Origin of the sequence: Streptomyces sp. NPDC086989 (assembly GCF_044745505.1) — a bacterium.
Classification (GTDB): domain Bacteria; phylum Actinomycetota; class Actinomycetes; order Streptomycetales; family Streptomycetaceae; genus Streptomyces.
The window spans coordinates 18,035-30,036 of record NZ_JBIVAL010000008.1 but is presented as its reverse complement, the minus strand read 5'-3'; the positions used below and the strand labels follow the sequence as shown (position 1 = coordinate 30,036).

10 protein-coding genes and 1 tRNA gene are annotated in these 12,002 nt (G+C 72.1%); 5 read left to right on the top strand and 6 right to left on the bottom strand.

The window, feature by feature from the left end; genetic code table 11:
- The first annotated feature begins 85 nt into the window (after positions 1-85).
- The 3 genes from ACIPK4_RS20310 (at position 86) to ACIPK4_RS20300 (ending at position 1,858) form a co-directional block, all read left to right on the top strand.
- Entirely contained in the window at positions 86-301 is a 216-nt protein-coding gene (locus ACIPK4_RS20310; RefSeq protein ID WP_402314474.1) for a hypothetical protein, read from the top strand.
- A 224-nt stretch (positions 302-525) separates the two neighbouring features.
- The gene (locus ACIPK4_RS20305; RefSeq protein ID WP_402314472.1) at positions 526-1,740 is read left to right on the top strand and encodes a GNAT family N-acetyltransferase; all 1,215 of its coding nucleotides are present in this window, start codon (positions 526-528) and stop codon (positions 1,738-1,740) included.
- 43 nt (positions 1,741-1,783) lie between these two features.
- A tRNA-Trp gene (locus tag ACIPK4_RS20300) sits at positions 1,784-1,858 on the top strand.
- A 29-nt stretch (positions 1,859-1,887) separates the two neighbouring features.
- Here the strand turns inward: ACIPK4_RS20300 and ACIPK4_RS20295 are convergent.
- Positions 1,888-3,114 (bottom strand): cytochrome P450, encoded by a 1,227-nt coding sequence (locus ACIPK4_RS20295; protein WP_402314470.1) that lies wholly within the window; start codon positions 3,112-3,114, stop codon positions 1,888-1,890.
- A gap of 201 nt (positions 3,115-3,315) precedes the next feature.
- On the opposite strand from ACIPK4_RS20295, the gene ACIPK4_RS20290 reads away from it, so the two are divergent.
- Positions 3,316-3,732 carry a hypothetical protein gene (locus ACIPK4_RS20290; protein ID WP_402314468.1) on the top strand — a complete coding sequence of 139 codons (417 nt, stop codon included), beginning with the start codon at positions 3,316-3,318 and terminating at the stop codon, positions 3,730-3,732.
- 176 nt (positions 3,733-3,908) lie between these two features.
- Positions 3,909-5,753, top strand: coding sequence for a glycoside hydrolase family 15 protein (locus tag ACIPK4_RS20285; RefSeq protein WP_402314466.1), 1,845 nt, complete (start codon positions 3,909-3,911; stop codon positions 5,751-5,753).
- A 19-nt stretch (positions 5,754-5,772) separates the two neighbouring features.
- Here ACIPK4_RS20285 and ACIPK4_RS20280 read toward each other — a convergent pair whose 3' ends face one another.
- The 5 genes from ACIPK4_RS20280 to ACIPK4_RS20260 all read right to left on the bottom strand — a co-directional run bounded on the left by ACIPK4_RS20280 (position 5,773) and on the right by ACIPK4_RS20260 (position 11,962).
- Complete coding sequence (locus tag ACIPK4_RS20280; protein WP_402314464.1) at positions 5,773-6,822, bottom strand: cytochrome d ubiquinol oxidase subunit II; 1,050 nt, start codon at positions 6,820-6,822, stop codon at positions 5,773-5,775.
- On the bottom strand, positions 6,819-8,309 hold the full coding sequence (locus tag ACIPK4_RS20275) for a cytochrome ubiquinol oxidase subunit I (RefSeq protein ID WP_402314462.1): 1,491 nt from the start codon (positions 8,307-8,309) through the stop codon (positions 6,819-6,821). The genes ACIPK4_RS20280 and ACIPK4_RS20275 overlap by 4 nt, the downstream gene beginning before the upstream one ends.
- A 32-nt stretch (positions 8,310-8,341) precedes the next feature.
- On the bottom strand, positions 8,342-9,136 hold the full coding sequence (locus ACIPK4_RS20270) for an SDR family oxidoreductase (RefSeq protein WP_054225430.1): 795 nt from the start codon (positions 9,134-9,136) through the stop codon (positions 8,342-8,344).
- A 212-nt stretch (positions 9,137-9,348) separates the two neighbouring features.
- Positions 9,349-10,929, bottom strand: coding sequence for a GMC oxidoreductase (locus ACIPK4_RS20265; RefSeq protein ID WP_402314460.1), 1,581 nt, complete (start codon positions 10,927-10,929; stop codon positions 9,349-9,351).
- A 118-nt stretch (positions 10,930-11,047) separates the two neighbouring features.
- On the bottom strand, positions 11,048-11,962 hold the full coding sequence (locus tag ACIPK4_RS20260) for a cyclase family protein (RefSeq protein ID WP_402315181.1): 915 nt from the start codon (positions 11,960-11,962) through the stop codon (positions 11,048-11,050).
- Positions 11,963-12,002 lie beyond the last annotated feature (40 nt).

The window sequence follows — 12,002 nt, the reverse complement described above, 5'->3', positions numbered from 1 at the left end:
CCATGCTGGAGGTAGGGCCCCCGTCGGCCTGAGACGTGTCCTCCCCCTCCCCAGGCCGAACGGGGCGCCTTGATAGGAGGAAGTCATGCGCATGCGAAGAATGCTCGGCCTCGCCCTGGCCGCGGCAACCCTTGCGGGCACGGGCGCCGTCGGCGCCATCGGTGCCGTCAGCGCTCAGGCCGCCACTTCTCCGAACATGACCCGACAGGAGTGCACGGACGCCGGCGGGCAGGTCCAGGCACGCCCCTACGCCGGCTACTACTGCGCGCTGCCTGACGGGAGCACGCAGCCGGTCACTTGACGGCAGCCGGTCACTCGGCGGCCGAGGTCACGCCGGCCCGCCCCACCCTTTCCGGTGCGGCGGGCCGTTCCACGCGGCCGGGGCGAAGACTCACGCGGTGACCGGTGGGACGAAGGCTCACGCGGATGACCGGTTATTCGGTTGACCCGGGCACGGGTCGGCGCTGCATGGTGGCCTGGCACCGCACGGCGTGGTGCCGGCGTCCACGGAGGGCAGCGACAGCCATGGAGATCCGTTCCACGACCGACCAGGACCGCGAGGTCTTCGTCGACACCCTCCATGCCGCTTTCGCGCTGTTCCCTGAAACCCCGGTCGACGGCGGCGGAGTCTGGTGGGCGGCGCTCGAAATGGACCGCGGCCTGCTCGCCGTCACGGCCGACGGGAGACCGGTCGGCACCTGTGGTGCGTACTCCTTCGAACTCACCCTCCCCGACGGTGACCTCGTACCGGTCGCCGGGGTGACCGCGGTCGGCGTCCTGCCGTCACACCGGCGCCGGGGTGTGCTCGGCTCCATGATGCGGCGTCAGCTCGGCGAGCTGCGGGCCCGGGGCGAATCCGTATCCGTCCTGCTGGCCTCCGAGGCCCTGATCTACCGCAGGTTCGGCTACGGGCCGGCCACCCACGCGCAGCGGCTGACGGTGCCGCGTCTGCGGGCCGCCCTCGTCCACCCGCGGGCGGCCGGAGGGAACGGCCCGGACACCGGGTCGGTCGAACTGCTGCCGCGTGCCGCGTGCGGCGAGGTCCTGGAGGAGGTCTACGACCGGTACCGCCGAGCACAGCCGGGCGCGCTCTCCCGGCCGCACCGGTGGTGGGCCTTGGGCGCGGGGCAGCCCCCGGTCTCCCGGGCACCGCGTTACGTCGCCGTCCACCGGGACGCCGACGGCGTCCCGGACGGGTACGCCTGCTACTCGGTCGAGTCCCGCACCCTGACGGTCGACGAGAGCGTCGCCGACGCCGACGCCACCTCGACGGCCCTGACCCGATTCGTGCTCGGGCACGACCTGGTCGAGCAGATCGTGTTCAAGAACCTCCCGCCCGAACACCCGCTGCGCTGGCAGCTGGCGGATTACCGCGCCGGCCAGGTGAGCCATGACACCGACGGCTTGTGGGTGCGGCTGCTGGACGTGCCGCGTGCGCTGGCCTCGCGTGGCTGGTTCACGGACGGCGAGCTCGTCCTCGACGTCGACGACCCCTTCCTCGGCGAGCACGGCCGGTATCTGCTGAGCGTCCGGGACGGCAGGGCCGAGTGCGTCCCGACGGGACGCGAGCCCGACCTGTCCCTGGACGTCAGTGACCTGGCCTCGGTCTACCTCGGCGGCACGCGGCCGAGCACGCTCGTACGGGCCGGGCACGTCCGGGCCCACCGCCCGGCCGCGGTCGCCCTCGCCGATGCCCTCTTCCGCGGCGAGCGCCCCCCGCACTGCCTGCACTGGTTCTGACCGCGCCCGCCGGGAGCTGCGGGACTTTAGGATGGGGCCGGTCGGGGCCGTAGCGCAGAGGTCGACGCGCGCGGTCTCCAAAATCGCGAGGACGCCGGTTCGACTCCGGCCGGCCCCGGCCCCTCTCGCGCGCCTGCGGCGCGGTGCTCACCAGGTCACGTGCAGCGCTTCGGGGGAACGGTGGATGAGGGTGGGGCGCATGGACGGCGGCGGGCGGTCCGGGTCCAGCCGCACACCGGGCAGGGTCTGCGAGAACAGCTCCAGTGTCAGACGGAGTTGAGCCCGTGCCAGGCGGGATCCCGGGCAGTTGTGCGGCCCGTGGCCGAAGGCGAGGTGGCGCCGGTCCTCGGGCCGGCGGATGTCGAACCGGTCGGCCCGCGCGTGGCGGTGCTCGTCGCGGTTGGCGGAGGCGTAGGCCACGAGCACGGTGGCCCCGGCCGGCAGTTTCGTCCCGCCCAGGGTCACGGGCCGGGTCGTGACCCTGCGGAAGCCCTGGATGGGCGGGTCGAAGCGGGCGCACTCCTCCACCGCGGCGCCGATCAGCGTCGGGTCGGAGCACAGCAGGAGCCACTGCTCCCGGTCGGTGAGCAGGTGCAGCAGGGCGGTGGAGAGCAGCGCGCTCGTCGTCAGGAGTCCGGCGATCAGCAGGTTCTGCAGGTTGGCCACCAGCTCGTGACGCTGTTCGAGGGTCAACTCGCCCTCCCCGGGGGCCAAGGCGGTTACGAGGTCCGAGCACAGGTCCTCGCGGGGGTGGGACCGGCGGTCGCGGACGTAGCCGTCCAGCAGGTGCTGGAGCGCCACGACGTCCTCCGCGGCGGCCGCCTGCGCGGGCGGTGACAGGGGGCGGAAGAGCAACTCCTCCGCGCGGTAGCCGCCGTACACAGCGGCGGGGACGTCGGCCGGATCCAGGCCGATGAGCCTGCCGATGACCAGTCCCGGCAGCCTTCGGGCGTACGCCTCCACCAGCTCGGCGGACCCGCCCGTGCCGAGGGCGTCGACCAACTCCCGTGCCGTCTCGCGCGCGTACGGCATCAGTGCCGCGATCCGGCCGGAGGACAGGCCCCGGTTCAACGGGGCCCGGTAGCGGTGGTGGGCGGTGCCGTCCGAGGACACCACGGTCGGCCGCGGCCCGAACCCGCGCGGGAGGACGCCGAGCGCCGCCTCCGAGAGCGTGACGTCCGGCAGCAGCGCGTTCGCGGAGGAGAAGTCCTCCGCGCGCCGCAGGACTTCCCGTACGTCGGCCTCCCGCGCGACCAGCCAGGCCTCGACCTCCGGTAGCCACGTCAGCCCCTCGGCGCGGCGGGCGCGGGCGTAGACGGGGTAGGGGTCGCGGTAGAACGCGTCGCGCAGCGCTGGCTCGTGCCCTGCTGACACACGGGCCTCCGTCTCGCGGTCGGCGCCCGGGAGCTCCCGGTGCACCGGGAATCCTGCCCGGCCCGCGGCCCGACCGGAAGACCGCGCCGGGACGTCGGCACGGCCCGCGCAAGCCCTGGGGGGAGTTCCCCTCCGCACGTACCGCCTCTCGGGGCGGGGAACGCGTGGGGCCGCCGCGCGGCGCCGCGTAGGGTCGGCCGCATGCCCCGCTCCCCGAAGAAGGCCCGCCGGCTCGTCGCGGACGGCCTCACCTACCTGTGGACCGTCCGTCACGGCCACCGCGTGCTGGAGGACGGCGGCTGCCGCAAGACCCTCTTGCTGCGCCGCCTCCCGTCGGGCACCGGCGGCATGCTCCGTTTCGTCTTCGACGAGGGTCCCGGCCGGTACGTCTCGGGTTTCACCACGGGATCGGGAGAGGTGGGTGCGGTCGGCGTCGGCGCTCTGAACCTGCACGAGCCGGGGACCGTACGGGTCCTGCTCGACACGGCACTGGCCCGCGGGTGGGATCCGCAGGAGCGGCGGGAAGCGAAGGTGGACGGCTGGGCCTTCCTCGAGGCGGCGGTCGCCGGACGCGCCCGGGCCACGTCGAGCGCATGTTCGACCCCTGGTCCCGTGTAGCCGTACCGCCCTGCCCAGCCGTGTCGCCCTGCCGGCGACCGCGTTCCCCGAGGCCGTCCCGACGGCGTACGGACGCGGGGTGCGCACTCGGCGGGACGGGGTCGCGGGCGCGTCATACGCTGGTTCCGGGGGCCGAGAGACACCCGGGCGGCGAGCATGCCGGAAGGGACGCCTTGATGGACGAGTACCCGCTGATCGAGAACCACGGTCTGATAGGTGACCTGCAGACCGCGGCGCTGGTGACGACCGACGGAGCGATCGACTGGTTCTGCTGTCCGCGCTTCGATTCGCCCAGCGTGTTCGGAGCCCTGCTCGACAAGGGCAAGGGCGGCCACTGCACGGTCAGACCCGTCCACGCCACCTACGCGACCAAGCAGTTGTACCTGCCCGACACCGCGGTCCTGGTGACCCGTTTCATGACCGAGGCCGGAGCCGGCGAAGTGGTCGACTTCATGCCCCTGACCGGCACCACGGTCACCGACCGGCACCGTCTGGTCCGGATGGTCCGCTGCGTGCGCGGCAGCATGACCTTCGAAGTCGACATCGCGCCCCGGTTCGACTACGGACGCAAGTCGCACGAGATGCACGCCACGGAGAACGGGGCCGTGTTCACCTCCGACGGCATGAGCCTCACCCTGCACACCATCCGGGAACCGGACGACGAGCGGCTGGTCCACATGCTCAGGGGCGACAGCGACCTGCGCCTCACCCTGAGCCTGCAGGCGGGGCAGCAGCGCGGGCTGGTCCTGGAGTCCGCCGCCGACGGGCCGCCCCGGCAGATCCGCCTCTCCGAGTACGAGGAGATCTTCCAGGCCACCATCGGCTTCTGGCGGTCCTGGCTGAGCGCGTCCCGCTACACCGGCCGCTGGCGCGAGGCGGTCGAGCGCTCCGCGGTGACCCTGAAGCTGATGACCTACGCCCCCACCGGGGCCGTGGTCGCCGCCCCCACCACCGGCCTGCCCGAGCAGCTCGGCGGCGAGCGCAACTGGGACTACCGCTACACGTGGGTGCGGGACGCCTCGTTCTCCGTGTACGCCCTGCTGGGCATGGGGTTCACGGACGAGGCGAAGGCGTTCATCAGGTGGCTCGGCGACCGCATCAACGAACGCGCGGGCGGCGAGGGCGATTCCGGGCCGCTGAACATCATGTACGCGGTCGACGGCTCCTCCGACCTGAAGGAGGAGAGCCTGGACCACTGGGAGGGCTACGAACGCTCGTCACCGGTCCGCATCGGCAACGGGGCGGCCAACCAGCTCCAGATGGACATCTACGGCGAGGCGCTGGACAGCGTCGCCTTCGCGCACCGGCACGGCATCCATCTCGGGTACCGCGGATGGTCCGGCATGATCCACATGCTGGAGTGGCTGGCCGACCACTGGGACACGGCCGACGAGGGCCTGTGGGAGACCCGCGGCGGGGCGCAGGACTTCACCTACGGTCGGGTGATGTCCTGGGTGGCGTTCGACCGCGCGCTGCGGCTCGCCGACATCAGCGGCCGCCCCGCACCGGCACAGCGCTGGAGCGCCACGCGGGACCGGATCTTCGAGCAGGTCATGGCGAAGGGATGGAACGAGGACCGCGGCGCGTTCGTCCAGCACTACGGCAGCGACGTCCTCGACTCGTCCCTCCTGCGCATGCCCACCGTCGGCTTCCTCACCCCCCAGGACCCGATGTGGGCCTCGACCCTCGACGCGATGGAGCAGGAGCTGGTCACGGACAGCCTGGTGTACCGCTACAACCCCGAGGCGTCGCCGGACGGCCTGCGCGGCTCCGAGGGCACCTTCTCGCTGTGCACCTTCATGTACGTGGACGCACTCGGCCGCGCCGGACGGATCGACCAGGCCCGGCTGGTCCTGGAGAAGATGCTGGGGTACGCCAACCACCTGGGCCTGTACTCCGAGGAGATCGCCCTGACCGGACGCCAGCTCGGCAACTTCCCGCAGGCGTTCACCCACCTCGCCCTCATCGATGCGGCGATCACCCTCGACGCGGCCCTGAACCGGGGTTCGTCGCCCGGCTAGGGAGTGCTCCGCGGGCCCGTCAGCCGCCGCCCTCCGGACCGGGACCTCCCCGCCGCAGGTCGGTGTCGGTGAGGGGTTCCAGTTCACCGCGGGTGTCGAGCCGGTACAGGAAGGCCACGGCGGGGAAGACCAGGACCGCTGCCACGAGGGTCACGACGATCAGCCAGTGCAGGGTGCTGGGGGCCCCCGCCGCCTCGGCCACCGTCAGCTTGCCGGGGATGAGGTACGGGCGCTGCGCCATGCCCCACGCGATCACGGCGGAGGCCATGAGGACGACGGCCGCCGGCCGGGACCAGGCGCCGGAGGTGCGCAGCAGCAGCCAGGCGGTGACGGCGGTGGCGAGCACGGCCACGATGACGAAGACGAGGCCTGCGCCGTGGGTGAGGCCGTGCCACAGGTAGGGGGCGTCTTCGTGGGTGACGATCAGCGTGACCGCGCCCAGCAGGGCGAAGGCACCGAGGGCGGCGAGAGCCCGCCGCCGGAAATAGGAGTGCAGGTCGGGGGCTTCGTAGCGGACGGCGTCCGCGGCCAGGAACACCGCACCGAGCATCGCCGTGCCGACGACGGCCAGCAGGCCGAAGAGGACGGAGGTCGGGTTGGACCAGGCGTGCGCCGACGGCTCGGTGCCCGGTGCCACGCGCCCCGAGGCGATCCCGCCGGCGGCGGCACCGAGGAAGAACGGGGTCAGGAGCGAGGAGACCGCGAACACGGCGCCGTAGAGGCGCCGCCCGGCGATCCTGCGGGTCGGTTTGCGCAGGGCGAACCCGGCGCCGCGCAGCACGATGCCGATGGCGGCCAGGGCCAGCGGCAGCCACATCGAGGAGAACACGGCCTGGAAGAACACCGGGAACCCGGTCCACATGATGACCAGGACGAAGATGAGCCAGACGTTGTTGACCTCCCAGACGGGGGCCATGGCGTGGTCGATGAGCCACCGGGGGCGCCTGCCCCGTTCCGCGCCGCCAGCGGTCAGGTCCCAGAAGCCCGCTCCGTAGTCGGTGCCGCCGGCGCAGGTGTAGGCGGCCACCGCGAGGAACAGTACGGCGGCGACCAGCCCGGCGGCGGTCACGGCGCGCCGTCCTCGGTCGGTGCCGGACCGCCGCCGCGCCCGGCAGCCGGGGCGTCGACGGCCGGGACGGCGGAGCGGGGGCCGTAGGGGGTGTCGGTCTCCGGTGTCTCCATCGTGCCTGCCGCAGCGCTTCGTTCGTCGTCCAGGCGCCATCGGGTGCGCATCTTCAGGAGCACGGCCAGGAACGAGCCGAAGATGAAGACGTACACGACGACGACCAGTGCGAACATGGTCCACAGGGAGGTGGCGCGGGCCGCGGTCACGGCCTCGGCGACCCGCATGTTCCCGTAGACGATCCAGGGCTGGCGGCCCACCTCTGTGGTGATCCAGCCGCATTCGACGGCGACGACGCTGGCCACTCCGGCGCAGGCGGCACTGCGGTAGAACCAGGGCGAGGCGGGCAGCCGGCGGCGCCGCATCCAGACGAACGCGTACCAGACGGCGAGCAGCGCGAGCACCGAGCCGATGCCGACCATGATGTCGAAGGCCCAGTGGGCGATGGTGGCCTGGGTCGCGTTGGGCCGGTCGTCCGCCGCGACGGACGACAGTCCGCGCACCTGCGTCTCGGGGCTGAAGCCGGCCAGGATGGAGTCGAGTTGCGGGATCCTGATGCCGCCGGAGATGGTCCCGTCGGGGTGGAGGCGGCCGAAGAGGTATTCCGGGACGTGTGTGTCGGTCTTCCAGACGATCTCCGTCGCCGCGAACTTCACCGGCTGCTTGCGGAACACCGCCCGGGCGATGGCGTCGCCCAGCACGAACTGGACGGGGGTGAACACCGCCGCGACCGTGAACGGAACGGTGAAGCCGAGCCGGTGGTAGCGGTCGCGGCGGCCGCGCAGCCAGCCGACGGCGTAGACGCCGGCCACGACGTATCCGGCGGTGAGCAGCATGGCCACGACGAAGTGCCAGTACTGCGGCCCGAACATCGGCGTGAAGATCGCCTTCCAGACGTCCACGTCGACCGGGTTGCCCGCGGAGTCCAGGGAGAAGCCCTGCGGGGTGTTCATCCAGGAGTTGGCCGCCAGGATGCCGAAGGCGCCCAGCAGGGCCGTCACGGGCAGGGGAATTCCGAGCAGGAAGTGGGTACGGGCGGGCAGCCGGCGCCAGCCGTACAGGTAGATGGCGATGAGGACGGCCTCCAGGAAGAAGGCCCACGCCTCGACGCCGAAGCCGATCCCGAACACGTCGCCCCAACGCCCCATCATGCCCGGCCACAGCAGGCCGAACTCGAAGGACAGGACGGTGCCCGTGACGACGCCGATCGCGAACTGCACCGCCATCACCGCCGACCAGCGGCGTGCCAGCAGCAGGGCGGTCGCGTCGCCGCGCCGCAGCCCGTAGCCGTGCATGATCAGGGTGATCAGCGGCAGCGCCACGCCCAGGGGAACCAGGATGATGTGCGAGGCGAGGGTGAAGGCCATGAGCGACCGGGCCGGCAGCATCTGAGGCGGCGGCGCCTCGGCCAGCAGGTGGAGCGTGGTGTGCATGCGTCCCTCCCCGGGGCCGACGCGGGTGGAGGTCAGCCGCCGGTGGCGAAGCCCGGGAAGAGGGTCATTCCGCCGTCCACGTAGAGCGTGGCGCCGACGACGTAGTCCATGAGGTCGGAGGCGAGGCCGACGGCCGCGTGGGCGATGTCCTGCGGTTCACCGACCCGGCCGTACGGGATCAGTTTCAGCAGGTCCCGTTCGGCCTGCTCGGTGTCCCAGGCACTGCGGTTGATGGGCGTCCGGATCGCGCCGGGGGCGATCGCGTTGACCCGGATCTTCTGCGGGGCGAGCTCCTGGGCCAGGGTCTCCATCATCATCTGCACCCCGCCCTTGGAGGAGGCGTAGTTCACGTGCCCGGCCCAGGGGATGATCTGGTGCACCGAGCTCATGCAGATGATCTTGCCGGCGGAGGCGGAGACGTCCGGGACGACCCCGCGCCGCAGGAACTCCTTCGTCGCCTCCCGGGCGCACAGGAACTGGCCGGTCAGGTTGACGTCGATGACCTTCTGCCACTGGGCGAGGGTCATCTCGGTGAAGGCGGCGTCCCGTTGGAGTCCGGCGTTGGCGACGAGGATGTCGATGGTCCCGAACTCCTCGACCATGCGGTCCATCATGGCGACGACCTGGCCCTCGTCGGACACGTCCGCCTCGTACGCCGCAGCGCGCACCCCGAAGGAGGCGATCTCCTCGACGACCTTCTCGGCCTCCTCACGTCCGGCCACGTAGTTCACGACCACGTCCGCCCCGGCCCGGCCCATGCCGATGGCCGTGGCCTTGCCGATTCCGGAGTTCGCACCCGTCACCAGTGCCTTCTGGCCCCGGAGCAAGTGCGCGGGGATCACACCCTGCGGTACGCCCTCGGTGGAACTCACGACGGACTGCCTCCTCCGCACGCCATTCCGCGCAGCCCGGGTGGCGGCGCCCTGGCGGGTCCGGCGTCACCCAACCATTGCGTCCGGGGCCGCGGCGGCCCGCCGCGATGCGCGTTGCGCCACCCGGACCAGGATCTTCGCCCGGTCGGCGGTTCTCGCGCGGCGCGTCAGCCCAACCGCTGGAGGAGGTGGTCGCCGACCCTCAGGGCGTTCGCGATGGCCGTCAGGGACGGGTTGACCGCGCCGATGCTCGGGAAGAAGCTCGTGTCGACGACGTACAGGTTGTCCAGGTCGTGCGCCTTGCAGTTCAGGTCCAGGGCCGATGCGGCCGGGTCGGTGCCGAACCGTACGGTGCCTGCCTGGTGCGCGGTGGCGCCGATGGGCATGCCCTTGTGCAGGTAGAGGCTGTGGTCCAGCAGGTGGTGCTCGTGCATGCCGAGGCGCCCCAGCATGCTCTGGAGCTTGTGCCGCAACCGCTTCAGCCCGGCCGTGTTGTGGGTCTCGTCCAGCGCGAGGTGGATGCGGCCGTCACCGTCGAGGGTGACGCGGTTGTCGGGCAGCGGGAGGTCCTCGCCGCACAGCCAGAAGTCCACCGCATGGTGGGCCATGACCTCGAAGGGCATGTCGGGGGTCACCGCTCCGGCCCAGCGCGGGGCCTCGCCGTGGATCTGCTCGGCGTCCGACTTGCCGAGCATCTGGATCCCGCCGAGGGGGTAGTCCCAGTCGTCCGCGCCCAGGTACCAGTCGTGCAGGGCGAGGGTCTTCTGGAACTGCGTGTCGTTCGGTTCCCGGGACACGGCCATCAGGGCCAGGTTGTTGTGGCGCATGTAGAACCGTCCGACGACGTCCGAACTGTTCGCGAGGCCCTGCGGATGACGGTCGTTCGCCGAAGCGAGCAGCAGCGCCGCCGAGTTGACCGCTCCGCAGGCCACGACGACCAGGTCGGCCGAGTACCGGGCCTCCTCGCCGCCGTCCAGGCGGGCGACGACCGAGCTGACCGTGCGTCCCGTCGGATCGGTTTCGAGCCGCAGCACGTGGGCGTGGGTGACCAGCTCGACTCCCGGGTGCTGCAGCGCGGGTTCCACGCAGATCACCTGGGCGTCCGACTTGCCGCGCACCAGGCACGGGAAGCCGTCGACCCGGTTGCAGCGGATGCACACGCTGGACGGGAGCGCGCGGCCGGCCCCGTCCTGGTCCAGGTCGACTCCGATGGGCAGGTGGAACGGGTGCAGGCCCTGCTTCTCCAGGTCGTCGCTCAACTGCTGGATCCGCGGCTCGTGTTCCACGGGCGGATGGGCGTACTGGGCGCTCACCGGGCCTTCGGACGGGTCCTCGCCGTGCCTTCCGTGGACGCGGTAGAGGTGCTCCGCCTGGGTGTAGTACGGCTCCAGGTCCTCGTAACGGATGGGCCAGGCCGGAGAGATCCCGTCGTGGTGGCGCAGCTCCCCGAAGTCCTCCGGGCGCAGCCGGAACAGCGCCGCGCCGTAGAACTTGGTGTTGCCGCCGACGTAGTAGTTGACCTCGGGCGGGAACTCGCGGCCGTGCCGGTCGAACCAGAACTCGGGTGCGCGGTACTTGCCTTTGACGAACACGGCCGTGGAGTCCCAGTTGTCGCGCTCGCGCGGGAGGAAGCCGCCTCGTTCGAGGATCAGCACGCGTTTTCCGGACGGGGCGAGCCGGTGGGCCAGTGTGCCGCCCCCCGCCCCCGTTCCGATGACGATGACGTCGTAGTGCGGAGCGTCGTTCACCCGGATCACCGTCCTCGGGTCGTCCTCGGGTCGCGGCAGGGCCCCCCTTCGAACGTATACGTCACCCGCAGGAGCGGCACCCGGGGACGCTCGGCACGTGCCGTCGTGAGGGCACATGTCACAGAACGGCGATCGGGTTCACCGGGGAACCGGTGGCCCCCGGCAGCCGGAGCGGTGCCACCGTGCACAGGAACCGCCGGCGCCCGAGCTCCGCGCACGCGCGGGCCAGCTCGTCCAGGTCCAGGTAGTCCATCAGGTGCATGCCCAGGGCGTGCAGCGCGAGGACGTGCACGGGGAAGGGGATGCCGGGCACCGGGCTCGGGGCCGTGTCGTTGTTGCCGTCAGAGCCGAGGACCGCGACCTGCCGCTCGGCCAGCAACCGCATGCACGCCGGATGCAGGCCCGCCCGGGCGTGCGCCGCGTCCCACGCGCCGGTCTCCCTGCGCCGGCGGCGGTGTCCGACCCGTACGAGCAGCAGGTCACCGGGCCCGATCCGGACGCCCTGGGCCTCCTCGGCCGCCGTGAGGTCGTCGGCACTCACGAAGTCACCGGGTTCGAGCCAGGGGACCCCGCGCAGCAGCGGGATGTCCACCAGGACCCCGGAACCGACGATCCCCTCGCGCACCAGGTCGAGGGTGACTCCGTGGGCGCCGCCCGCCGCCAGGCGGCTCTCCGGGATGCCACCGTGGAGCTCGCCGTCGAACACGACGTGGCACAGCGCGTCGAGATGGCTGTGGGCGTCCCCGTGCACGTTCATCGCGAACCGGTCGAGGGCGAAGTGCACCCCCGGGGTTCCGGTCTCCGGCCCGGTCGGCGCGGTCAGCCGGTATACGGCGGGCTGCGGATCGTCCGGAGCCGGCTGCGTCTCGATGGGGGCGGCCAGCGACACGGTCCGCCCGTGGCGCACCTCGGCCGCGGCTGCGGCCACGCGTGCGGGGGTCAGGTGCGCGAGGGTTCCGCGTCGGCGCTCCGGGCCGCCGGGTGCCCGTCGGCACAGCTCGGCGTGCAGCGAACGGAAGGCCGCCTCCGTCATGAACGGCGAAGCCGAGGGGCGGGGTGTCGGGGCGTCGTCC

Excerpts from the sequence above, each read along its gene's own strand:
- ACIPK4_RS20260 (WP_402315181.1), bottom strand. The coding sequence starts at position 11,962 with ATGACGGAGGCGGCCTTCCGTTCGCTGCACGCCGAGCTGTGCCGACGG.
- ACIPK4_RS20275 (WP_402314462.1), bottom strand. The coding sequence starts at position 8,309 with ATGCACACCACGCTCCACCTGCTGGCCGAGGCGCCGCCGCCTCAGATG.
- ACIPK4_RS20290 (WP_402314468.1), top strand. The coding sequence starts at position 3,316 with ATGCCCCGCTCCCCGAAGAAGGCCCGCCGGCTCGTCGCGGACGGCCTC.
- ACIPK4_RS20305 (WP_402314472.1), top strand. The coding sequence starts at position 526 with ATGGAGATCCGTTCCACGACCGACCAGGACCGCGAGGTCTTCGTCGAC.
- ACIPK4_RS20285 (WP_402314466.1), top strand. The coding sequence starts at position 3,909 with ATGGACGAGTACCCGCTGATCGAGAACCACGGTCTGATAGGTGACCTG.
- ACIPK4_RS20310 (WP_402314474.1), top strand. The coding sequence starts at position 86 with ATGCGCATGCGAAGAATGCTCGGCCTCGCCCTGGCCGCGGCAACCCTT.